The following is a 20,657-nucleotide window of genomic DNA, read 5'->3' as shown; positions in this document are numbered from 1 at the left end:
CATGAGGAGGTCGATGGCTGCTCCATCCCGCATCCGTGGCCCGGTGTCCGAACCCACGCTCGCGTCAGCGGTCGTGGACCGGCTGCGCGGGGACATCCTTCATGGGGTGCTACCCCCGGGTGAGAAGCTGCGGCTCGAACACCTGGCGCCACGCTACGGCGTCGGGCGGACGCCGCTGCGGGAGGCCTGCTGCCGACTGGCGTCCGAGGGGCTCGTCACCATCGAGGACCAGCGTGGCTTCCGGGTGGCGCCCATCTCTCGCGCCGACATCCTGGACCTGACGCGGACGCGCCAGCAGATCGAGACGCTCGCGCTGCGCGCGGCCATCATCCATGGCGACATCACCTGGGAGGGCGAGGTGACCGCGGCCCTGCACCGCCTCCTCCGGAGCGTCCAGACCTCGGAGCGCGGGACGCTCGACGAGGCCTGGGAGCTCGAGCACGCGCGCTTCCACGCGGCCCTGCTCAGCGCGTGCGGCTCGCCCTGGCTCTTGAAGTTCCATGCGACGTTGTTCGACCAGACCGAGCGCTACCGGCGCCTCGCCCAGGCGCACGGCAAGGCCGGGAGGGACGTGGAGGGAGAGCACACCGCGCTCGTGCGAGCCACCCTGGACCGCGACGCGGAGCGTGCCTGCGCGCTCCTGACCGAACACCTGGCGAGGACCACCGAGCTGGTCCTCCAGGTCCACCCGGGGCTGCGCGCGAGCGCTCCATCCCCTCAAAAGAATTTGCCGACAAAAAGCCGTTCCCTTCCCGCAAAGGATTGACGGCCCGTCCACGGGCGCGTACTGGCGGCGGACGACATGCTGCGCACTTGCTTCGTTGAAGGTTCCGGTGGCGTCCGGCTCGCGGTGAGCGACACGGGCCCGTCGTCGGGTGTTCCCTCCGTGCTCTTCGTGCATGGCCTCGCCCAGAGCCGCCATGCGTGGGACACGGTCCTCCAGGGCGGCCTGGCTCGAAGCCACCGGCTCGTCGCGGTCGACCTCCGCGGTCACGGCGACTCGGACAAGCCTGAAGGGGACGAGCCGTATGTGAATGGCGTCCACTTCGCCGGAGACCTGGAGGCGGTCATCCAGCGGCTCGGCCTGGAGCGGCCGGTCGTGGTCTCCTGGTCATACGGTGGCGTCGTCGTCGGGGACTACCTCCGGCACCGGGGAGATGCCGCGTTGGGCGGCCTCTTCTTCGTGGCGGCGTCGCTCAAGACAGGCAAGCCCGCGCGCGCCCTGTTCGGGCCGGGGATGATGTCGAACGCGCGGGGCCTGCTGTCCGAGGACACGGAAACCTACGAGGCCGCCGCTCGCGCCTTCATCGGCGCATGCTCCGCGCGACGGGTCGACCCGTCGCTGGCCGAGGAGAGCGTCCGCGCCATGCTCCGCGTGCCCCCGAACGTCCGGCGCGCGCTCCTCTCCCGCGCGGAGGACTACTCGGTGGAGTTGGAGCGTTGCGGCCGCCCCGTGGCGACGCTCCACGGTGAGCTCGACCTGGTGGTCCTTCCGGCCATGAGTTCGGAGGGGGTGCTGCGGTGCGCCCGCGCGGCGCGGGGCACGTGGCTCCCCGGCGTGGGGCACCTGCCCTTCATCGAGGCGACTGCGGACTTCGAGGCCGCGCTCGCGCGCTTCGTGGAGGCCGCGAAGTCGGCGGAGTGACGTCCGGTGCGCCTCCACCCACGGCAGGGAGGCGCGGCGGTCTTCAGAGCGTCACGTTCGACGTGGCCCGTCGCGCCAGCACGGCCCCGTGCCGGAGCAGGACCCGCCACAGCTCCGTGAGCAGGCTGCGCGGCGGGCGCGCGAGGCACGTGTCCGGAGTGACGCCCGCGACTCGAGACGGGCCGCCGCGACACAGGACGCCCCGCCTGGAACCCGGAGCACCCTCTTCCACGGCCAGGGCAGGCTACGCCTTGCGCACCTCGCGGATGATGCCCTCGGCTTCGGGCTCGCCCAGCGCGACGAGCTGTTCGAGGTCGCCACGGATCAGGAACTCCGCCTCGGCGCGGAAGAAGGGCGTCTCGGCGACGGTCTCCGCGCTCCGGTGGATGCCCGACAGGCTCATCACGGGCCGCAGCAGCCGGAGGCGAACACCGGAGTCCGCCGGGCTCGCGTACGAGTCGTCCAGGTTGCCCAGGTCCGCGGAGGCCACCAGCGCCGCGGCGAGCGCGGCCGAGAGCAGCGGATCCGCCGCGCCCGACTGCCGTGCCCACGCCCGGATGACGAGGGAGAGCTCGCAGCGCCGCCGCTCCAGGAAGCCCGCGGACCGCGCTCCCCGGAGGAAGACGACCACGGCCACGTCGGCGAGCGCGGGCGGTTGATAGAAGCGCACCGTGCGCCCGTCGACGACGTAGTCGTCTCCCCGACGCAGCGGCCGGCCTGGGGGCGACTCCACCTCCGCCACCTGTCCCAGGGCCTTCGCTGGCAATTCGAAGTCCACCTTCTTCCCGTCCGAGGCCCACCGGTGGACCTGCGCGAAGTAGGCCGCTTCGCGCTGCGCGGCGAGGTCGAGCCCCGGCAGAGGCTCCAGCTTCAACTGGGAGACGCAGACCTCCACGAGGGACTCCGCCTCCGCGACAGGCCCCAGTGACGGCCCCGTCGAGATCTCCACCGCGTCGGGGACGGCGGGGCGCAGCGCATCGTGGAAGTAGGACTCGAGGGCAACGAGCATGACGGCGGGCCTCACTTCCGCGGGAAGAGCGCGTAGGTTTCGCTGCGCGGGCTCGTCACGCGAAGCCCGGAGAGGGTGACGACTCCGGCCACGCGCGAGCGGACGAGCACCTCCAACGGAGGCGCGCTCCCCGTGCCTCCCGGCGGTGTCAGCGCGGCCAGGGCCTTGGCATCCAACGCCACGCTCCCGTCCTCGCTGGGGCTCACGTCCAACACGCGCGTCCCCCAGCGCAGCTGTACCCCGGGCGCGGGGGGCGGCGCGGAGGCGGTGGCGTGCAGCCGAGGCCGCGCACAGGCCCAGGACGTTCCGGGGGCCTGCCCCGCGGTCAGGGACGTGTCCCTGGGGAGCCAGGGCCCCGCGGCGTCGGTGCGGTAGAGCGCGAGGCCAGGGACCAGGGACCGGGCCGCGGCCGAGCCCGTCAGCGGCGGCGACAGGCTCCAGAGCAGGTCCCCCTCCGTCACCGTGAGCACGGCCCACCAAGTCTCGGACGTCAGCGCCACGGGCTTCAGGGGCTCGAAGGAGACCCAGCGCGCCTTCCAGGGCGGAGGCCCCTTCTCCTCGAGCACCAGCTCCACGGGAGCGGCCATCAGGGGCACGTCCCCGGGCCTGTCGTGGGCATCGGCGTAGAGAGACAGCAGGGCCTTCACGGAGCGCGTGAGAGGCCGGACGTGGAGGTCCAGCCCCACCAGCGCCTCCGCGGGCCCGGGCGTGGAGAAGGCCTGCGCGGCGGAGTAGCCGGAGCCGCAGCGATGGGACAGGGGAGGTGTCTCCGGCGGTTGGGGCGCGAGCGGCAGCCGCTCGTCCTTCGGCTGATACCGCACGGCGAAGCGGACCTCCGACAGGGCGCGGTCGGGCGGCACGGCCACCAGCCCCGCCGCCTGGCCGTCGGTCGCCACCGGCAGCGACACCGCCGCCTCTCCACCGCTCCACGTCTGGGCGACGGCGAGCGTGTCCAGGGTGAGCTGCACGCGCTCCAGCATCCCCAGCCCCGAGGAGCGGAGCGTGACGTTGAGCGCGCCCCCCTTCAGCTCCGGAGGCCAGGCGCGCTGCAACGCGCTGCTCAGGGCATCCCCCAGCACCAACTCCTGCCGGGGCAACAAGGGCATCGCCTGATGGAAGAAGAGAGCGCCCGCGCCCAGCATCGCCGACAGGTCCGGAGGACGGGCGGCGGCGCGCACCACGACGCTGGTGAGCGGGGTGTCCACGAGCGTCTTCGGTGTCCCAACAGGCGTGGCGCTGGCCGCGTCCACGAACTCCACCAGGAGCCGGCTCGCGAAGAGGCCCGGCAGGGGCACCACGCTCCCGATGGGCACGGTGTCCGAGGGCGTGGGTGGATACCAGGGCCCTCCCTCGGCGACGCTGAGGCGCCCCTTCTGGGTCGTGCTCTTGGGCTGGAGCTCCAGGGACATGAGCGGCCGGCGCGCGTTCCAGTCCAGGCTGAGCCACTGGACCTTGTCAGTGCCGAGCGTGCTCTTCCCCAGGTTCGTGGTCAGCGCCGCGACCGGCGTGAGGTCCACCGTCAGGTCGTCGCCGGGAGCCTGCACGGTCAGCGCCGCGCGAGACAATGCCACCCCCGCCGGCACGTCCAGCGCGAGGACGAGGCCGGCGGAGTCCACGGGAACCACCGCGGTGGTGGGGGGCTTCGCCGTCCCCGCATAGGTCAACGTGGCGCCGACGCGTGAATCACTCATGGAGATGTCCCGACGTGGCGCTGGGGCTCAGCGAGCGGCGTCCTTGATGTCCGTGACCGTGGCCGACGCGCCCTCTTCCGGCGGCAGCATCTCCCGGAGCACCTGCATGGCGCCCTCGATGCGGAGCATGGTCTGCACGAGCTGCATCCGCTTCGCGTCGAGGTCCGCGAGCATCTTCTGACCTTCTTCATGCTCGGCGCGGAGGCCCGCGAGGCGCTTTTCAATCTGGTCCTTCATCGGTTCGACTCCTGGCGCTGGAGCTGTCGCTCCAGGGCTTCAATGCGTGCGTCGTAGTGCTGCTTGAGTTCCTTGATGGCCGCGACCGCCAGCACGCCCAACGCTTCATAGGCGAGTCCCTTGAGCGGCCTGCCATCCTCTCCGCGCTTCCCGCTCTCGCTGACGATGTCCGGGAAGAGGGGCTCCACTTCTTGCGCCACGAGGCCCAGGGTGGGCAGACCGTCGACCTTCCAGTCGAAGGTCACCGGGCGGAGCGCGACGAAGCGCTCCAGCACCCCCTGCATCTCCACGATGTTCTCCTTCAGCGAGACATCCGAGTTCCGGTTCCACAGCCCGTCTTCCTTCATGTACTGGCCGGAGCCGTTCTGATGGTACAGGCAGATGACCCCCGGGTTGTCGTAGTGGATGCCGAAGTACCTCCCGCCGCCGGTGTAGTCCTGGATGCGGATGCCTTGCGACCAGGCCCGCTGGTTGATGTGCAGCGCCGTCAGCGGGTTCATGACGCCGATCCCGACGTTGCCGTTCATCACCGTCATCCGCTCCCCGCCGGTCTGCCAGAACCCGAGGCTGTCGTCACCGTCGTTGTCGATGCCGATGAGCAGCTTGCACGCCTCTCCGCCCACGACGTAGTAGCGGATGAAGGCCGCGTCACCGCTCCCGCCACCCGGGTCGGTCGGGAACATGATGCCGGCGGAGGGCGAGTTGCCCACGGACGGGGTGATCGCCCCGCCGTTGACGCGCAGGCCGCCGCCCTGGACGTCCAACCGGACGGCAGGCGCCGTCGTGCCGATGCCGATGTTGCCCTCTTGCGTCAGCCAGAGCGCGTGGTTGCCGCCGTTGAGCGCCAGGGAGAAGGCGTTGTTCGGACGTGTGCCGACGTCCCAGAAGGCCCCAGCCTGGACTCCCCCGCTGCGGCCATAGCGGATGGCGGCGCTCTGGGCCCCCTTGTGCCAGACGACATGGGGGTTGCTCATCATGATGCCGGACGCGCCCCCCGCGCCAATGGTCACATACTGGAGCGTGCCGTCGCCCCAATCCGCCGTGGTGGTGACCGTGAGCCGGTCCCAGCCGTTGGCGCCCGGGACCCGGACGTCCAGCATGCCCTGGGGATCCGTGGTGCCGATGCCCACGGCGCCGCCGGACTTGATGTGCAGACGTGGCGTGCCGGCTCCGCTGCCGTACTCGACATCGCCGCCGTCCTCGGTGATCTGGAAGCCCGTCGCCGCGGCGCCCGTCTCGCCTCGGACCTGCCAGCTCTTGCTCCGGCTGCGCAACAGCATGGACGCGCCATCCACGCCCGCCACCGTGCGCAAGACCAGGTTCACGCCCCAGGAGTGGTCTCCGTTGCCCCGGACCTCCAACCCCGCGTTGTTGTCAGGAGTCCCCGGCTGGACGACGAGCAGCCGCTTCGTACCAGGGGCGGAGGCGCCGACGGCGACGCTCGAGTTCACGGAGAGCGCGCCCGTCATGGCGCCTCCCGTGAGCGACAGCTTCTGGGCGCCCAGCTCGGTCAGCCGCGTGAGGACGTCGATGCTCTTCACCGTCAGGGCGACGGAGGCGTCCACCCGGTTCACCTTCAACGAGGCGGTGGGGACGATGCTGTCCCCATCGAGCTGCTTCCCATCATCCGCGCCCCGGTGCGTGTGCGAGCGGATCTCGTCGCGCACCTTGATCTGCATGTTGTTCCAGGTGTCGGCCAGGATGGGGTCGCCAGACTTCGCCGGGTAGAAAGGGTCACTCATGGTTGGAACCTCGAGGAGTCAAAGCGGGTCGCATCGAAGATGCCGGACCAGGACAGCTTCTCCTGGGGCTCCGGCACCTGCTCGTGCAGTTCGATGGTGTAGCCAAAGGAGGTGAGCGAATCCTTCGTCTCCAGGGCGTCGGTGAACGACGTGGAGACCTCCTGCCGGAGCGGGCCCTCGTCGATGGAGAGGACTTCGGCGGGCATGGGCAGGGTCAGCTCGACGCGCGTGCGCACGCCCGCCGCGCGGCCATAGTTGAGCGCCGCCGTCAGCTCGCGCACCAGCCCCGGCAGGCCGGGGACCTCCCCCTCCTGGTCCGGGACCTGGAGGTGCGGGGGGATGTGGTCCGCGGGGATGCGGAGCACGCAGGTGGCGGGGGTGATCTCCGTCCAGTCGAAGCGCAGCTCCGCGAGCGGCGTGTCGCGCTTCACGAGGGCCCTCTCCTCCGCTTCCTTCTGGCGCGTTTCCGTCCAGCCCAGGAGGTAGGAGCGGACATCCTTACGCTCCAGCGTGTCGTAGCTCCAATGGCTCTCACCGGGCACGAGCTCGGGGATGCGGCGGTCCTCTCCGAACACGGAGAAGCGCGACTCCGGCGCATTGAAGCGGGCCATCACGCCACCATCGTCCAGACTCGAGAAGCGCGTCGGGTGGGCCAGGATGATGGACTCGGTGACGGGGCGCCCGTCGATCAACGGCGCGCGCAGGTTGCGCAGCGTGAGGGTGCCACCCTTGGGCACACGGCCCAGGAAGATGAGGTCGAGCCCTGACTCGTGGTGGCGGAGGATGGGGACGGCGATCTCCTTCGCGGTGGCCTTCAACGAGATTTCAGGGATGGCCGTCTCCAGCCCGCCATTGACGGTGAGCAGCCGCTGGCTCGCGCCGACGCCGCTGAAGCGCGCCATGGCCGGAGTCGCCGGACTGTCCACCAGCTCGATGCGCAGCGGCCGGAAGGTGCCATCCGCGCGCGGCACGCTGAAGAGCCCGACGGCGGTGTCGCCCTCCCAGAAGAGCTCCGGAGGCTGACGCGCCATGTAGACCAGGGAGACCAGCCGGAGCAGCGCGGTCGCCGAGCCCAGCCCCGTGCGGTGGAGTTCAACGAGCGCCGCGAGGTGCTGGCGGAGGTAGTCCGCCGCCTCTCCCCTGCGCGGATGCAGGTCATACAGCGCGGCCAGCATCCCCAGCTCGGAGGCCGCCTTGTCCGCCAGGGAGTCCTCATCCGCGAAGCCCTTCGCCAGCGTGTACCAGCGCGAGCGCATCAGCTGCGTGAGACCCTCCTCCATCTTCCCCAGCTCCATCGCGAGCGAGGAGAAGAAGAGCTTGAGCTTCGCGCCGGTCTGGAGGACCGGCGGGAGGTAGCCCACCATGCGGCGCGCACGTTGCTCCGGCGTCATCCGACCCCCACCAGCTCGGCGCCGCCGAGCACCATGCGGACATCGGACCGCAGGACGACGAAGGTGACCTGATCCCGCAGCCCGGTCGCGGGAGGAGCCGCGACGAGGGAGACAGCGAGCCCCGTCTCCAGGGTGACGTTGCAGGCCAGCAGGGAGTCGATCCGCGCCTGGGTCTTCAGCGTCTGCTGGAGGTCGTCCAGGCTGACGCGCGCTTCACGGCCCATCTGGACATCCTCGCCGAGCCGGGCGGCGTAGACCTCCACCGCGCCGCGCAGCGACTCGCGAACCTGCTCCGGCGTGCGGGGTTCGCTTCCTGGCAGCGCCACGACCAGATCCAGGCGCCAGACGGGAGGACGCAGCCGGGTGATGCGCGGCGGCTTCAGGTCCAGGTCGATCCGCGCCGCCTCCAACGGATCCATCTTCCAGTCGCGGTTGGCCCCGTAGACGCGGCTCTTGCTCTCGCGAACGAGCTGCTTCTGGAGGGGGTTCTGGGGGCTCGAGCCCCAGACGAAGGTCTCCACCGCCAGGTCGCTGATGCGGCGGATGGCGGCGTTGCCGAAGAGGAGGGCCTCCAGCTTGCGGCGGTTCACGCTCTCCCCCACCGGCAGCTCCAGCGTGTAGCGCATCAGCGCCTGCTGGAGCTCCCGGCGGAGCCGGTCGAAGGTCCCCTCGTCCATCTCCGGGTCGACGGGCTCCACCTGGAAGTCCACCTGGAAGTAGACGGTGCGCGCGTAGCGCAGCCGCACGCGGATGCCGGCGGCCTTCGACTCGCGGATGGCGGCCTCCACGCGCGCCACCCCCGCGGTGTTCAGCTCGAAGTCGGCATCGCCGACGAGCACGTCGATGACGCCCGGGGGCGCATCCTCCGGCTCGCGCACGGTGACCTGCTGCACGCCTTGCTGGCGCACGGCCGCGGCGATGGCCTCCACTGTGCCCTTCTCGCCATCGCGCAGGGCGGTGCGCGCGCGGGCGCGGAGGCTCGCGTCCGACTCGTCCTCGCTGCCCCGGTGCAGCGGCGCGCGGTTGGTGACGGCTTCGATGCCCAGGATGGGCCGGGGCATCATCGTCAGCCGGAGGGGGTTGATGACGGGCGGGGCCTGCTTGGACGCATCCGAGTCGTCGCGGATCTCCTGCACGCGGATGGTGACGCGCGTCTCTCCGCGGCGCAGCGTGGCCTCTTCCATCGTCTCGAAGAGGGGCAGCGGCTTGGAGTCCGCGGTCACGCCCGTCACCTGACGGCCCGCGGGAATGCCGATGTCATCCGGGGCGGGCGCGGCGCGGCTGAGCTCCACTTCGCCGGTCAGGCGTCCGGCGCGAGCGCGCTCCAGGCCCAGCACGGCCACCACGTTGTCCAGGGCGGCGCCCTCGGCGGTGTCCAGGTACCCGGAGCGGTGGGCCAGATCCATCATGGCGTAGAAGGTCGCCATCTCCCGGGCATAGGCCTCCGCCAGGGTGCGCGCCATGCTGCCAGCGTTCGTGTCGCTCCCCGGCCCCAGGTTCGACAGCAGCCGGTCGACGATGGCGCTGAACGAGGTCTCTTCGGGCGGGAGGAGGCTCAAAAGGAGATCTCCCACGTCATCTTCATGACCATGTTGGGACCGCGGTTGACCTCCTCGAAGCGGACGCGGTTGAACAACACCGGGGTCGCGCCGCCCAGGGTGATCTGGATGCCGGCCTCGGTGAGGGGCTGCACGCCGGGCTGGGTGAGCGCGGGCAGGATGGCCGTCACCGTGGCGCGCACCTGGCTGGTGCCATCCCCCCGGCTGACGACCTCCACCTTCGGCGTCGTGTCGGTCGCCTCGTCCACCTTGGTGCCCAGCGCCGTGTCCAGGCTCTGCGGCTGCGTGGTGCCCGTGCCCACCGCGATGGCCCAGCGGGTGGGCAGCGCATCCGCCTTGCCCATGAGGAGGTTGGCGAGCAGCTGCTTTCCCGCGGTGGTGATGAGGTTGGGCACGTGGCGCCGCTCCATCAGCGCGCCACCGGTGTCCAGCAGCTCGATTGTCAGCACCCCCGCCAGGCCCTGCTTCTCCCTGAGTTCCATCGCGTCCTCCCGAAGTCGTGTCCTTGCCGCGTCCCGCTCAACCCAGGTCGAGCGCCAGCCCCAGCTCCACCGCGTCTCCCGTGACGGCCCGGATGCTGGCCCTCACGTCCACCGCGCCCGGCAGGTCGGCCCGGGCGGTGACGCTCAACGCCGTCACCTCGTCCACGCGCGGGTCCTCCTTGAGCGCCTGACGCACATAGCGCCGCAGCAGGTCCAGGTTGGCCCGGTCCAACGGTTCTCCAATGAGGTCCGCGACGCGGCTGCCGTAGCGGGTGTGGCCCAGCTGCTCCAGGTGTCCCCGGTAGACGATGAGGCGCAGCGTCAGCGCCTGGATGAGGTTGTCCTTGCCGCTGACCGTCGTGGCGCCGGTGTCGGTGGACCAGTCCAGGTCCACCTCGCCGGACTCCTTGAACGCGAGGCGCAGGTCGGTCCGAAGCTCGTCCGCCATTACATCAACCTCCCGGGGCCGGCCGTCGCGCCAGGAGAGCACGGGATGCCCGGGGTCACCTTGAGGCGCGACATCATCTGGGTCATCGCGTTGGACAGCGTCTCCGCGATGGCGCCCGCCAGGTCCGGCGCGTTCTCGCCTTGGATGCCGCCCGCCTGGAGGAAGCCCATCGCGAGGGGCTGAAGGAGGGCCTTGGCTGGCGCCGCGCCCATCAGGGTGCCCGGCGAGGAGGTGGTGAAGCCCGCGATGGCCATGCCCGGCGCCACCATCACCATGGAGGTGAAGAGCGTGAGGGCCTGCTCCACGGACTGGGCGATGGCCTTCGCCAGCGCGCCCTGCTTCTCACCGTTGATCTTGTTGGAGGCCAGCAGCCCCTGGACGATGGGCTCTATCTGCGAGGCGCCCGGTCCTCCCGCGGGTGGAGGCAGCATCATCCCCGGCCCCACCGTGCTGCCCGAGCCCGCGGGCGGAGGCGCCGCCGCGGGGATGCCGGGCGACACCATGGCCATGCCGACGAAGAGGGTGAAGGCCTGTCCGCAGGCGTCGCCCAGCGCGGTGGCCAGGTCCGGCGCGTTCTCGCCCCGGAGGCTCGCGGACTGCATGGCGCCCTTGGCGAGGCTGCCTATCTCGGAGCCGGTGGGTGCGGGCATGGTCACTTGGCCTTCACGTCCTGGGAGCCCTTGAGCGGGGCGCCGGTGAAGTAGCACTTGTGGCTCTGCTCGGTGATGACGCCGCTGCCGCCCTTGCCCAGGTCGATCTTCCCGGACGCGTCGAGGGTGCAGTCCGCGCACTTGAGCTGGACGTTGCCCTCGACCTCCAGCTTGAGGTCCGTCTTGCCCTTGATGGTGATGACGTCGTCCTGCTTCACCGTCACCACCGTCTCGCCCGCGGTGAGGATGATGGACTGCTCCTGGTCGATGGCGATGGACGTCTTGCCGCCCGGAGGCGCCACGACGCGCCACTCATCCGCCTCGTGGAGGGGCGGGTTGATGGAGTCGGAGTAGAGCCGGCCGGTGATGATGGGGCGGTTCGGATCCCCACCGATATAGGTGATGACGACCACCTCGCCCGTGTGCGGCGCGCTCACCATGCCGATGTGCGGCGTGGCGATGGGCACCTTGCGCAGCTCCAACCCGCTCTCGCGCAGCTTCACGTTGCACTCGTGGTTGTGCGCATCCCCGTCCGCGTGGGGAAAGGCGCTCGTCACCACGCCCAGGTCGCCCAGGCGCAGGGAGGCGACCTCATCCCGGACGATGGCGCGGATGATGGTGACCAGGTCGCTCATGTCGTGCCTCCCGCCAGCTGGAGCTTCGCCTTGGCCGGAGGCGCGACGACGACGGCGGTCTCAAGCTCCTCGAGCGTGGCCGCGACCGACTCCACCGACTCGCGCAACGCCTTCAGGGACTCCGCGGGCAGGTAGCCTTGAATGACGGTGGCGACACCGGCGCGGACCTTCTCGAGCACCAGCAACGCGGAGTGGGCCGCGCCCGCCAGCGGGGCCAGGGCATCCATGCCCATCTCCCGCATCTCCTCGCCGGAGGTTTCGCCAATGGCCCGCAGCCCGTCGAAGGCGGGCTCCAGCTTCTCCAGGAGGAGCGGGATGGCCGCCACCTGCTCCAGCCGGGAGAGCCATCCGGTGATCAGGTCCAGCACCTTGCCAATCGCCTGGAGCCCCGTCTTCACGTAGCCACCGATGCCGAGCGAGCGCACCAGGTCGGTGAGCGCCTTCACGGTGTCCGTCTGGAGCAGCGCGTCCACCGCGCTGACGAGGCGGGTGATTCCGTCGACGATGTCGGCGGTGTTGCTCATGGTTTCGACTCCAGGTCCTTGAAGGGCCCGAGCGGATCGAACTCACCCAGGGTGGTGCCCAGCGCGGACGCCTCTTCCGCGACGCGCTTGAGCTTGGCGAGGAAGTCGCCGGCGCCAGCGATGCCTTTGATGACGTCGAGGGCCGCGCCGAAGTCGATGCCCTTCACCATCTCCAGGAGGCTGACACCCTCGGTGGCGAGCTTCTGGATGAACTCCCCGATGCTCCCGGACTCCTTCAGCGAGTCGATGAAGCCCCCCACGGCGGCGGGGTTCACCTTGCCGAGCGAGCCCAGCAGGCTGCCGAAGTTCTCTCCCGTGAGCGAGTCCTTGGTGCCGTTGACGACGGAGCCCAGCTCATCCGGCGTGAGGTGGCCCAGCAGCTCCGGGTTTCCATCCACCGCCGCCATGAGCGAGCTGGGGTCCTGCAGCACGCCAGCGGCATCCACGGAGCCCTTGGCCCAGGCCCCGGCGTCCGCGGCCACGGCCTTGTTCACCGCCGCGACGCCCGCGTCCGCGGCGACGGGGGGCTCCACGTACTCCTTCACGCGGAGGAAGAAGCTGAAGCGGCTCTGGTGGCCCGCGAGCTGCTTGACCTGGAAGTCCGCGATGAGGACGTCGGTGAGGTCGGCTCCGGCGATGGCGTCCGAGGCGAACGACATCGGCGTGGCCTTCATCTGCGCCTGGCGCAACTCCTCCAGCTCCGCCTGGGTGTCATTGCCCAGGAAGATGCCCTCCATGACGATGGTGACGGGCTCGCGGCCCAGGTCCTGGAAGACGCTGCCGGACTGACCGGGCACGCGCTGCTGCACGAGGTTGCGCGCATCCTCGGTGTAGATGTTGGTGAGCCCGACGAGTTCGATCTTTCCAATCCGGACCGCCATGTCAGAACTCCATCCGGGTGGTGAAGCCCGCGCGGGCATTCAGGGTGTGGCGGACCGCGCGGACGCGGAGCTGCTTGCCGGAGACGAGCGCCTTCACCGGCTGCCCCTCGGGAATGTCTTCGAGCTGCACGAGGTCCCCCGGGTTCACGGCCGGAGCCCCCAGGACCTCGATGAAGCCCCGGAGCGGGCGCGACGCCAGCGCCGTCATCCGCGCCTGGGCCTGGGTGGCCGCGTCGTCACCGGTGCGCAGCGCGCCGTCTCGCAGCTCGCGCGGCAGGGAGCCCTCGCTCCCGGCCCGCACGCTCCCATCCTTCGCGAGCGAGGCCTTGCCGCGAATGGACGCGAGGTCGGCCACGAGCCAGTGGGCCTTCTCCGAACCCTGGGTGCTGCTGGCGCCCTCGCCCCAGACGACGACGCCGTCATAGGCGGCGGGCGACTGGCGCAGCTCGGTGCGCAGCACCTGCTCCCGGTAGACGAACGTGTGGTCCGGGCCGCCCGTCCTCGGCGCCGCGAAGTGAACCTGTCCCTCGCCGTCCGTGTAGACGTCGCAGCCGCACTGCTCGGCCAGGCGCTGGATGTGGCGGAGCGCGCGGGGCCCCGGGTGCAGCACGTAGGCGGGAAACGTGGGGCCATCCTCGATGGTGCCCGCGGTGGCTCCGGCCTGCTTCACGAGCCCGCTGACGATGGAGCCGGCGGTGGTCTGCGCGTAGGAGCCGGAGACATCCAGGCGGGCGAGGTCCGCCAGCGCATCCGTGCCGACGACGATGACGGACTCCGGCGTCGCGCGCGTCTCCAGCACCACGCCCGTGAAGACCGTGACCCCGCCATCGCCCGCGTCGAGGGAGAGGGTCGTCGCGTCGCCAGGAGCGGGCAGCGCGTCCGAGGTCACCAGTTCCAGGGTGCAGCGGCCGCCGGCCCCGTCCATGGTCAGCTCGCTGCGGATGGAGCGCACGAAGCCATTGCCCCGGCCCGCCTTGCTGGAGGCCTGGAAGGCTCCAATCGTCACGCTGTAGGCAATGCCCGCCATCGGCTCAGACCTCCAGCCCGTGACGGCGCGCCGTCTCGCGGAGGATGTCCACCAGGGCGTCCTCGAGTGAGCGTCGGTCCATGCCCGCCGGAGCCTCCGAGGCGTCCAGGTGGATGTTGACATTGAACGTGTTGCGCACGGCGGCGCCCTGCGCCGAGGAGGTGGTGACTCGCTCCACCGGGAGCGCGGCGTGGGTGGCCCCCTGGGCCTGCTCCCAGACCGGGGTCAGGCCGGCGGAGACCTTCTCGGTGAAGTGACCCAGCGGGGCCTGCGGACGCGGCGTCGCGCGTTCAACCCCGGGGGCGATTTCGCTGGGCGCGGACGCCCGAGGCTCCGGCCGCGAGACGTCGAGCGAGGGAGTGTCCGAGGAGCCCGGCGCGAACGCGGGCGCGCCGGTCCGCGGCTCCAGGTGCGCGCGTTCGACGGTGGGAGCGGAGGACTCCCGTCGCGGAAGGTCGAACGACGGAGGGGTCGCATGAGAGGGCGGAGGAACGCTCCTGGCCGAAGCGGCGGTCACAGGAGTCGAGGCGCGGAGCGCGGGTTGCGTGAGGCCAACCGAAGGTGTGCCCTCCGCCGTGGAGGCGCCCACGGCCGGTGCTGCCCGGCCCGGTGAAGCCGTGACCTCCAGAGGCGCCCCCAGGCCGGTCGTCGCCTGAGGCGGCGAGCCCGGACCCGGAGCCGCATCCGTCGTCGAGCCGCCCTCGGGCGAGAAGGTGAGCCGGCGCCTTGGCACGGCCACCGCGGGAGTGCCGGAGTGCGCATCCGTCCGAGGAGGGACGGCTGACGTCGCGTCTCGAGTGGCCTCCGGGTGCTCGGGCATGGAGGGGGGCGAGGCGGGCTTCGACGGGAGCAGTCGGATGACACGCCGGTCGGAGGTCGGGCTGCTCGCGGCTGCCCCCGCGTCGCGTGCCGGCGCGGAGGCGGAACCCTCCGACGGGAGAGCCGTGGACACGGCCGCGAGCGGCGCGGCGGGCGGCAGCGGATTCGCATCGCCACCGGGCGATGCGGGGCGGATCACCCGCACCGTGCGAGGGCCCGAGGCTCCGGGGCTCGCGGGCATCGAGGCTGTCCTCGGGGCGCGAGGGCCCTCCGAGGTCGGAGCGTTCTCGCCGTCCGGTGACGCCGAGGGCGACCCGGGTGCGCGCGCCTGGACCAGCGAGGCCCCGGGCGTCTCGACGAAGGGGGTGCGGGCTTCTGCCCCCGGAGCCGGCGTGGACGCCATGACGGGCCGGGCCTCCGCGCGAGCGACCTCCGGTGCCCCCTGGGTCCGCCCGTCGATGCCGCGCGGGGCCCCAGCGGGTGATGCATTCGCGGCCCCCTCGACAGCCACGGACGGCTCGGAGCGCTCCTCACGCCGTGCCTCGGGCTCCGGGGGCAGCTTGACGCCGAGCTGCCGCGCGACGCCCTCCAGCGCGAGGATCGCGGGACGCGACAGGAAGGCCGTGAGCTGAGCGGTGGTGAAGGTCTTCCGCATCACCGGTCCTCTACCTGGATGACCACCGCGTCGGGGAAGTCAGACAGGCGCGGCCTCCGGGAGACAGGCGCGGGTGCGGGTGCGGGTGTGGGCGGCTCCGTGAGCTGAAGCAGCGCGAGCAGCCGATCCACCTCGGCGGCGGGCGTCGCCCAGACCTGGGAAGGCGTCCAGCCCAGGGCCTTGCACAGCCGCAAGGTGATCTGCGCCAGGGCCCGGGCCTCGCGGCCCGCAGACTTCACGGTCTGGTCCTCGACACGCTCACCGCCCTGGTTGAGCGCGACCACCTCTTCGAGCAGCGCCGCCGTGCTGGGGCCATCCAGCGCCGACAGGGTCGCGCCCGGTGCCTCCAGCGTCACCACGGAGGCCTGCAGCATGGCCCGCAGATAGCGGTCCAGGCTGAGCTCCCGCGTGCCGTCGGGTCGCGAGACAACGCTCTCCTCCAGCGCCCTCGAGCGCTCGGAGTACGTCCACGGGCGGAGGCGCGCCGGCACCGGGCCGGAGCGCGCGCCCCCCGAGGCCCACCAGAGCGCCAGCGGCGCCAGTTCATCGAACTTCGACTCCGGCACACCCGAGTCCCGCAGCACGTCGCGGGCGAAGCCTTCCGAATCGAAGGTCCGCCCGGCTGCGTCCACCCGGGTGTGTTGATCCAGGGCGCGCAGGTGCGCGTCGAAACCCCAGGGACGCAGCCGGAAATGCTCTCCGGCGGTCGTCTCCAGCTCCAGCGGGCCCGTGGGGCCCCCCAGGTGGACGCGGAAGCACAGCCCGTCGATCTCGATTTCGGTCGAGAAGGAGGGGGCCTCCGTGTCTGGGATTTCGGACGCCTCCCGCACGGACTACTCCTCCCGGATCCGCGTGGCCGTGAAGGCGTACGTCGTGGCCGCGCTTCCGTGCGCGTCCATCTGGAACGACTTGCCCTCCACGAAGCAGTCATCGAACGAGAGCGTGCGCGTCTCGTCCGTCCCCTCCGTGCGGTTGAGGTTCGCCACGAGCTGGAACTTCCCGCGAGCCTCCAGGAGCTCATCCAGCTTCACCGCCGCGGAGCGGATGACCATCTCGCCCAGCACGGTGCGCAGCCCGAAGATGACGTCGACGCGCTCGTTGGAGCCAATGGCTCGGATGTCCTCGCGCTCGGTGACGACGCGGAAGGCGAGCGACTGCAGCCCTTCCACGGCCTCGCCGTCGACCAGGATGCTGCTACGGTTGGCAGAGAATACCGTTGGCATCAGTGCTCCTCCTCATCAGACCTGGACCGTGATGGTCGCGTAGATGTAGTCGATGGCTCGCACAGGCCGGACGGCCATGTTGACCCGGACGATTCCGAGCGCGAAGTCCTGCTGCGACGAATAGACCTCCACCTTGAAGGCAGGGTCCTTGCCCTCCGTGGAGGGAACGATGGCGCCGTCCTTCTGCATCTGCACCAGCGCCTCCACGAGCTTCTGCTTCAGAGCGCTGCGGCCGTCCGCGTTGTTGAGCAGACCGATGAACAGGTCGCCCACCATCTTCAGCGTGCGCACGGCGCGGTCCGCCACGCGACGGACGTTGATCTGATCTCCGTCCGTGGTGAGGCCGCGCACGACGATGGTGCCCCGGCCACGCTCCACGACGACCGGCACCACGTTGCCGCGCAGCAGTTCCTTCTGATCCGCCACCGTCAGCGTGGGCTCTCCGACGCCGGAGACCCGCTTGAAGGTGGGGGACTGGTGCGAAGCCAGGCTGCCCACGAGCCCCGCCACCGCGCCAACGACGCCATTGGGCGCCACCAGCACGAAGCGGTCACTCACGAGGTTGCTGGCAAGCTGCGTGTGAGCGCTCGCCGCCCCCGAGGGGGGCACCTGGCCCAGGCCCAGCCGGCCCTTGCTGTCGCCGCTCAAGCTGTTGCAGTGGCTGATGACGTCGCCGTAGATGCGCGTCACCTTCGCCCGGTCGCTGAAGTCCTGGACGGCGGCGATCACCAGGTCGACGTCGGGCTCGTTGGACAGCCGGCCGAGCGCGGTGGCGTAGTCGTCCGCCGTCGCGTCCTTGCCGCCCGCCAGCGTGTACGTGCCCGCCGTGGGCCAGCCCACGGGCTTGGACGCGTCCACCTTCACGAAGGACGAGCCCTCCAGCGAGGAGACCAGCGACGCGGAGCCGACGCGCCGGAACACCTCGGAGGCGCCGCTGGCCGGGTGGGTGATCTCCAGGTCGAAGGACACCGACTTGTCGATGTACTCGCGGTACTCCACCTTGACGGTGAGGCCGTTGGCCCAGGGGCCGGGGGCCTTCGCCGTCAGGGTGATGCCCGCCTTATCCCCCGTGGCGCCCGCGGGGAACCGGCTGGCGTCGCCCGCGATGGCGATCGAGGCGGCGGCCCCGGCTCCCACGGGGAGCGGCGAGATGACCAGCTCCGAGACGCCGTTGTCGAGCGCCTGTCTCGCCTCCGGGAGGCTGTAGGCGCTGGCGCGCCCCATGACCTCCACGAAGCGGGACCAGCTCTCTGCGCGGACGACCTTGCCGGCGTTCTGTTCCGTGAAGCCGGTGATGCCAAGCACTCCCGAGGGGGCGAGTTGCTGGGGCAAGACTTCCTTGACGACCGTGACCTGGACACCAGGAATGATGAGGCCTGTGGCCATACCCTCTCCGACCCTCATGAACGAGGGGGTGGATGCCCCTGCTCAGGGTGCAGGTTCCCTGGACCGTATCGATGAGCCATCAGCCCACCCCTCAGGGGTACGGTCCACTGCATCAGCAATGACTTCACATCAATGGTGAGGGCGTGCGCAGGGCCGTGATGACACGCTGAATCCCGTCCGCGGCGAACCCGGCTCCGCGACACGCTCACGCGACTTGCAACCGGGAGGACTAGCCGGCCGCCAGGACGTTGACGCCGGACTTCTTCAGCGCGGCGATGGTGGTGTCCGCCAGGCGCGCGCCCTCGTTGATCAGCGCCTTGCCCACGTTGAGGAGCAGGTCGATGATCGCGACGATGTGCTCGACGCCCGCGCCCACGAAGTCGACGATGATGTTGAGGAACCGCTGCCCCGTCTGAGCCAGGCTGCGCGCGGAGTCCGGCAGCAGGTCCAGGGTGGAGTTCACCAGATCGCGGCCCGCCTCGAGCACGTTCTTGATGGAGTCCACGACCTTGGGATCCATCAGCGGCTTGATCAGGACTTCGACCTGCTTGAGCACCGAGCTGAGGACGTTGCGAACCGGCGTCCAGATGACGGAGATCTTCTCGGTGATGCTCTTGAAGCCGTCCCCACTGACGGCGAGATACAACTTGTAGAGTGCCTGCTCGACCTTGATGGCGACGTTGTCGACGGTGGCGAGTGCACTGGACACGTTCGTGGCTGCGTCGTCTGCCGCTGCTGGCATGGATGTCTCCCCCTGCGGTGCAAAAAACCCGGCGGACTGTACGGTATCGAACTCCGCGTCAGCAAGGGTTTACAAGGTAGGGAAGATTCAGAAACACGGATCCTACCGAACCCGGCTGGTCACGACGGACCCTGACGACATGACGCATCTGGTCGCATGTGTCTCGGCCCATGCGCAGGGGGGCTTATCGTTTCTGCCCCAAGTTGAGCCGGTGCGAGATACATGTGTCAAGGTTGTGTCACGGCTCAATGCCTCTCCAAGAGGAGGGGCCCCCTCCCCTCCTCCAAAGACAGGCATTGTCACACCGGGAGGCCAGCCTCAGTGGCAGAGCCGCTCGACCGACTTGATCCGCGTCGTGCCGTCGACGTTGGCGTCATTCGTCTGGTCGCCGATGGCGATGGTGCCGGTCGTCGTGAAGTTGTTCCGGGTGAGCTTCGCGACGCCGTCGACGCTGACCGTCGCCAGCTTCGCGGCATCCACCGCGAGCTCGTAGACGTGGTACGCGCCGTCGGTCACCGCGAACGCGGCGGACTGCGTGTCATCCGCCCAGCCAAGCTTCGCGCTGTCCAGGTAGATCATCTGCGCGCGGTCCGTGGAGTTGCCGACCGACGGGGTGAAGCTCCCCATGATGGCCGCGCCACTGTCCAGGGAGTTGTGGGCGTTGACCGACTCGACCTGCATCGTCACGCGGAGGGTGAACGGCTTCGTTGGGTCGACCGCGTTCGCCCGCACGATGAGCAACTGCCCGCTCGTCCGACCCCCGACGTTCGTCGACGTCGCGAGGCTGACGTAGTCCGCTCCGTAGGTGAGCGCGCTCGGCGCCTGCGAGACCGTCGTCCACCCCTGCGCCGCGAGGTCCTCGCCGCCGACCAGCAGCGGAATGCTCGCGGCCGCCGTCCACGCCGTCGTGGACGTCTCCGGCGCGCACACCTCGCAAGCATTCGCCGGGTTCGGCGCCCCCGCGGCGTGGAGCCCGCCGTCGATGAAGCACTTCGGGCTGCACATTCCGGCCGAGCAAACCTGGCCTGAGTCGCACTGCGTCCCGTCCGCGCGGGGCGTCCACGCCGTCGTGGACGTCTCCGGCACGCACACCTCACAAGCATTCGCCGGGTTCGGCGCCCCCGCGGCGTGGAGCCCGCCGTCGATGAAGCACTTCGGGCTGCACGTGCCGGCCGAGCAAACCTGGCCTGAGCCGCACTGCGTCCCGTCCGCGCGCGGCGTCCACGCCGTCGTGGACGCCTCCGGGACGCACACCTCGCAAACGTTCGCCAGGTTTGGCGCCCCCGCGTCATAGAACCATCTGTCGATGAAGCACTTCGCGCTGCACACGCCAGCGGAGCAGACCTGCCCCGAAGCGCACTGCGTCCCATCCGCGCGAGCCGTCCACGTGCTCGAGGACGTCGCTGGCGTACACTGCTCGCACGCGTTCGCCGCATTCATCGTTCCGGCGGCAACCTGCTCGCCGTCAATCTCACAGAACGCGACGCAGACGCCGCCCTCACAGTCCTCGTGGGTTCCGCAGGAATTGTCGCACGCCCCGCAGTGCTCCGGGTCGCTCTGGATGCTCACGCAAGCACCCTCGCACAGCATGTCGCCGGCGCTGTCGCACTGCTTGACCGGGTCGGGAGTGGAACTGTCACCGCAAGCAGCGATGAAGCCGAGCACAAGGAAGAAGGACAGGGCGGTGGCGCGAAGGGAGACCATGGTGCCCGCTATCTTACTCGTCCCCACGCTCGCGCTCCGCCTTCAACTTGCCTGGAGGTGGAGCGACACACCGCGGCGAACCCGGCGGGGCTTCGTCCGCTTCCCGCCGGTCCCGGACGCGCCGTGCGCCTTTCTTCACACCCGTCCGCGACCGAGGCGTGGAGCCAGGGTCACGCGCTCGTGAAATCGCGCGATTTCGAGCGCGGC

Annotated in this window: 21 protein-coding genes; 2 read left to right on the top strand and 19 right to left on the bottom strand. The window is 70.4% G+C overall.

Going from position 1 to position 20,657, the window contains the following annotated elements; translation table 11 throughout:
• Positions 1 to 13 precede the first annotated feature (13 nt).
• A complete protein-coding gene (locus GTY96_RS04865; protein ID WP_161663987.1) occupies positions 14 to 766 on the top strand; it encodes a GntR family transcriptional regulator in 753 nt (250 codons plus the stop codon).
• A 36-nt stretch (positions 767 to 802) separates the two neighbouring features.
• Complete coding sequence (locus tag GTY96_RS04860) at positions 803 to 1,645, top strand: alpha/beta fold hydrolase (protein WP_161663986.1); 843 nt, start codon at positions 803 to 805, stop codon at positions 1,643 to 1,645.
• A gap of 244 nt (positions 1,646 to 1,889) precedes the next feature.
• Here GTY96_RS04860 and GTY96_RS04855 read toward each other — a convergent pair whose 3' ends face one another.
• The 19 genes from GTY96_RS04855 to GTY96_RS37460 all read right to left on the bottom strand — a co-directional run bounded on the left by GTY96_RS04855 (position 1,890) and on the right by GTY96_RS37460 (position 20,450).
• The gene (locus GTY96_RS04855) at positions 1,890 to 2,654 is read right to left on the bottom strand and encodes a hypothetical protein (RefSeq protein WP_161663985.1); all 765 of its coding nucleotides are present in this window, start codon (positions 2,652 to 2,654) and stop codon (positions 1,890 to 1,892) included.
• 11 nt (positions 2,655 to 2,665) lie between these two features.
• Positions 2,666 to 4,345 (bottom strand): hypothetical protein, encoded by a 1,680-nt coding sequence (locus GTY96_RS04850; protein ID WP_161663984.1) that lies wholly within the window; start codon positions 4,343 to 4,345, stop codon positions 2,666 to 2,668.
• Between the two features lie 27 nt (positions 4,346 to 4,372).
• Positions 4,373 to 4,582: a hypothetical protein gene (locus tag GTY96_RS04845; RefSeq protein WP_143898825.1), complete on the bottom strand. Its 210-nt coding sequence runs from the start codon at positions 4,580 to 4,582 to the stop codon at positions 4,373 to 4,375.
• Entirely contained in the window at positions 4,579 to 6,324 is a 1,746-nt protein-coding gene (locus GTY96_RS04840; protein ID WP_161663983.1) for a tail fiber domain-containing protein, read from the bottom strand. Before GTY96_RS04840 ends, GTY96_RS04845 begins: the two co-directional genes overlap by 4 nt.
• Complete coding sequence (locus GTY96_RS04835; protein ID WP_143898823.1) at positions 6,321 to 7,715, bottom strand: hypothetical protein; 1,395 nt, start codon at positions 7,713 to 7,715, stop codon at positions 6,321 to 6,323. Before GTY96_RS04835 ends, GTY96_RS04840 begins: the two co-directional genes overlap by 4 nt.
• Positions 7,712 to 9,274 carry a baseplate J/gp47 family protein gene (locus tag GTY96_RS04830; protein ID WP_161663982.1) on the bottom strand — a complete coding sequence of 521 codons (1,563 nt, stop codon included), beginning with the start codon at positions 9,272 to 9,274 and terminating at the stop codon, positions 7,712 to 7,714. Before GTY96_RS04830 ends, GTY96_RS04835 begins: the two co-directional genes overlap by 4 nt.
• Positions 9,271 to 9,756: a hypothetical protein gene (locus GTY96_RS04825; protein WP_161663981.1), complete on the bottom strand. Its 486-nt coding sequence runs from the start codon at positions 9,754 to 9,756 to the stop codon at positions 9,271 to 9,273. The genes GTY96_RS04830 and GTY96_RS04825 overlap by 4 nt, the downstream gene beginning before the upstream one ends.
• 37 nt (positions 9,757 to 9,793) lie before the next feature.
• Complete coding sequence (locus GTY96_RS04820; RefSeq protein ID WP_143898820.1) at positions 9,794 to 10,204, bottom strand: GPW/gp25 family protein; 411 nt, start codon at positions 10,202 to 10,204, stop codon at positions 9,794 to 9,796.
• Complete coding sequence (locus tag GTY96_RS04815; RefSeq protein WP_161663980.1) at positions 10,204 to 10,854, bottom strand: hypothetical protein; 651 nt, start codon at positions 10,852 to 10,854, stop codon at positions 10,204 to 10,206. The genes GTY96_RS04820 and GTY96_RS04815 overlap by 1 nt, the downstream gene beginning before the upstream one ends.
• Before the next feature lie 2 nt (positions 10,855 to 10,856).
• Positions 10,857 to 11,489, bottom strand: a complete 633-nt coding sequence (locus tag GTY96_RS04810; RefSeq protein WP_161663979.1) for a phage baseplate assembly protein V — start codon at positions 11,487 to 11,489, stop codon at positions 10,857 to 10,859.
• The gene (locus GTY96_RS04805) at positions 11,486 to 12,013 is read right to left on the bottom strand and encodes a hypothetical protein (protein WP_161663978.1); all 528 of its coding nucleotides are present in this window, start codon (positions 12,011 to 12,013) and stop codon (positions 11,486 to 11,488) included. The genes GTY96_RS04810 and GTY96_RS04805 overlap by 4 nt, the downstream gene beginning before the upstream one ends.
• Positions 12,010 to 12,894, bottom strand: coding sequence for a DNA circularization N-terminal domain-containing protein (locus GTY96_RS04800; RefSeq protein WP_143898816.1), 885 nt, complete (start codon positions 12,892 to 12,894; stop codon positions 12,010 to 12,012). Before GTY96_RS04800 ends, GTY96_RS04805 begins: the two co-directional genes overlap by 4 nt.
• 1 nt (position 12,895) lies before the next feature.
• Positions 12,896 to 13,921, bottom strand: coding sequence for a hypothetical protein (locus tag GTY96_RS04795; RefSeq protein WP_143898815.1), 1,026 nt, complete (start codon positions 13,919 to 13,921; stop codon positions 12,896 to 12,898).
• A 4-nt stretch (positions 13,922 to 13,925) separates the two neighbouring features.
• Complete coding sequence (locus tag GTY96_RS04790; protein WP_161663977.1) at positions 13,926 to 15,395, bottom strand: hypothetical protein; 1,470 nt, start codon at positions 15,393 to 15,395, stop codon at positions 13,926 to 13,928.
• Entirely contained in the window at positions 15,395 to 16,225 is an 831-nt protein-coding gene (locus GTY96_RS04785; protein WP_161663976.1) for a hypothetical protein, read from the bottom strand. The genes GTY96_RS04790 and GTY96_RS04785 overlap by 1 nt, the downstream gene beginning before the upstream one ends.
• A gap of 3 nt (positions 16,226 to 16,228) precedes the next feature.
• Positions 16,229 to 16,618: a hypothetical protein gene (locus tag GTY96_RS04780; protein ID WP_143898812.1), complete on the bottom strand. Its 390-nt coding sequence runs from the start codon at positions 16,616 to 16,618 to the stop codon at positions 16,229 to 16,231.
• 15 nt (positions 16,619 to 16,633) lie between these two features.
• A complete protein-coding gene (locus GTY96_RS04775) occupies positions 16,634 to 17,950 on the bottom strand; it encodes a phage tail sheath C-terminal domain-containing protein (RefSeq protein WP_235685328.1) in 1,317 nt (438 codons plus the stop codon).
• Positions 17,951 to 18,233: 283 nt separating this feature from the next.
• Entirely contained in the window at positions 18,234 to 18,746 is a 513-nt protein-coding gene (locus tag GTY96_RS04770) for a hypothetical protein (RefSeq protein WP_143898810.1), read from the bottom strand.
• Positions 18,747 to 19,064: 318 nt separating this feature from the next.
• Positions 19,065 to 20,450: a hypothetical protein gene (locus GTY96_RS37460; protein WP_161663974.1), complete on the bottom strand. Its 1,386-nt coding sequence runs from the start codon at positions 20,448 to 20,450 to the stop codon at positions 19,065 to 19,067.
• Positions 20,451 to 20,657 lie beyond the last annotated feature (207 nt).

It is taken from the genome of Corallococcus silvisoli (assembly GCF_009909145.1).
GTDB classification, from domain to species: domain Bacteria; phylum Myxococcota; class Myxococcia; order Myxococcales; family Myxococcaceae; genus Corallococcus; species Corallococcus silvisoli.
Note: the sequence above shows the minus strand (reverse complement) of the source record. Positions and strands in the feature narration are given on the sequence as shown.

What these genes read in the sequence shown, in the direction of transcription:
- GTY96_RS04865 (WP_161663987.1), top strand. Translation starts at nt 14, where the DNA reads ATGGCTGCTCCATCCCGCATCCGTGGCCCGGTGTCCGAACCCACGCTC.
- GTY96_RS04860 (WP_161663986.1), top strand. Translation starts at nt 803, where the DNA reads ATGCTGCGCACTTGCTTCGTTGAAGGTTCCGGTGGCGTCCGGCTCGCG.
- GTY96_RS04855 (WP_161663985.1), bottom strand. Translation starts at nt 2,654, where the DNA reads ATGCTCGTTGCCCTCGAGTCCTACTTCCACGATGCGCTGCGCCCCGCC.
- GTY96_RS04850 (WP_161663984.1), bottom strand. Translation starts at nt 4,345, where the DNA reads ATGAGTGATTCACGCGTCGGCGCCACGTTGACCTATGCGGGGACGGCG.
- GTY96_RS04845 (WP_143898825.1), bottom strand. Translation starts at nt 4,582, where the DNA reads ATGAAGGACCAGATTGAAAAGCGCCTCGCGGGCCTCCGCGCCGAGCAT.
- GTY96_RS04840 (WP_161663983.1), bottom strand. Translation starts at nt 6,324, where the DNA reads ATGAGTGACCCTTTCTACCCGGCGAAGTCTGGCGACCCCATCCTGGCC.
- GTY96_RS04835 (WP_143898823.1), bottom strand. Translation starts at nt 7,715, where the DNA reads ATGACGCCGGAGCAACGTGCGCGCCGCATGGTGGGCTACCTCCCGCCG.
- GTY96_RS04825 (WP_161663981.1), bottom strand. Translation starts at nt 9,756, where the DNA reads ATGGAACTCAGGGAGAAGCAGGGCCTGGCGGGGGTGCTGACAATCGAG.
- GTY96_RS04820 (WP_143898820.1), bottom strand. Translation starts at nt 10,204, where the DNA reads ATGGCGGACGAGCTTCGGACCGACCTGCGCCTCGCGTTCAAGGAGTCC.
- GTY96_RS04815 (WP_161663980.1), bottom strand. Translation starts at nt 10,854, where the DNA reads ATGCCCGCACCCACCGGCTCCGAGATAGGCAGCCTCGCCAAGGGCGCC.
- GTY96_RS04810 (WP_161663979.1), bottom strand. Translation starts at nt 11,489, where the DNA reads ATGAGCGACCTGGTCACCATCATCCGCGCCATCGTCCGGGATGAGGTC.
- GTY96_RS04805 (WP_161663978.1), bottom strand. Translation starts at nt 12,013, where the DNA reads ATGAGCAACACCGCCGACATCGTCGACGGAATCACCCGCCTCGTCAGC.
- GTY96_RS04800 (WP_143898816.1), bottom strand. Translation starts at nt 12,894, where the DNA reads ATGGCGGTCCGGATTGGAAAGATCGAACTCGTCGGGCTCACCAACATC.
- GTY96_RS04795 (WP_143898815.1), bottom strand. Translation starts at nt 13,921, where the DNA reads ATGGCGGGCATTGCCTACAGCGTGACGATTGGAGCCTTCCAGGCCTCC.
- GTY96_RS04790 (WP_161663977.1), bottom strand. Translation starts at nt 15,395, where the DNA reads ATGCGGAAGACCTTCACCACCGCTCAGCTCACGGCCTTCCTGTCGCGT.
- GTY96_RS04780 (WP_143898812.1), bottom strand. Translation starts at nt 16,618, where the DNA reads ATGCCAACGGTATTCTCTGCCAACCGTAGCAGCATCCTGGTCGACGGC.
- GTY96_RS04770 (WP_143898810.1), bottom strand. Translation starts at nt 18,746, where the DNA reads ATGCCAGCAGCGGCAGACGACGCAGCCACGAACGTGTCCAGTGCACTC.
- GTY96_RS37460 (WP_161663974.1), bottom strand. Translation starts at nt 20,450, where the DNA reads ATGGTCTCCCTTCGCGCCACCGCCCTGTCCTTCTTCCTTGTGCTCGGC.